The organism is Pseudoalteromonas sp. S2721 (assembly GCF_005887425.1).
In the GTDB taxonomy this organism is placed as follows: domain Bacteria; phylum Pseudomonadota; class Gammaproteobacteria; order Enterobacterales; family Alteromonadaceae; genus Pseudoalteromonas; species Pseudoalteromonas simplex.
Genome location: NZ_PNCZ01000136.1, coordinates 1 through 400, shown reverse-complemented (window position 1 = coordinate 400; position 400 = coordinate 1). Strand labels below are relative to the sequence as shown.

The following is a 400-nucleotide window of genomic DNA, read 5'->3' as shown; positions in this document are numbered from 1 at the left end:
TAAATCAGTTAACAGGCTAAGTAATTACCAGATTGTGTCTCGTTTTATTCAGCGATTACTGATTCAGCAACGGTTTCAGCACATGGTGCTTAGTGTGAGAAATGCATAGAGAACTGACCACGACCAGAAGTGATAGGACGTAAGTGGCCGATGTAACCGAACCTTTCAGTAAGTGGTACATCACCGTTGATTCGAACGCCCATTGCGCCAGCTTCTTGGTCTTTAATCATACCACGCCGACGGTTAAGGGCACCGATTACGTCACCTACGTTGTCTTCCGGAGTGAATACGTCAACTTTCATGATTGGCTCAAGAAGTTGTGCACCCGCTTTAGGGATAGACTGACGGAAAGCGCCTTTAGCAGCGATTTCGAACGCGATTGCTGAGGAGTCAACTGCGT

General features: G+C 47.0%; 1 pseudogene. It reads right to left on the bottom strand.

The window, feature by feature from the left end:
* Positions 1–92 precede the first annotated feature (92 nt).
* Positions 93–400: pseudogene (locus CWC02_RS20565) on the bottom strand (elongation factor G); the annotation flags it as partial.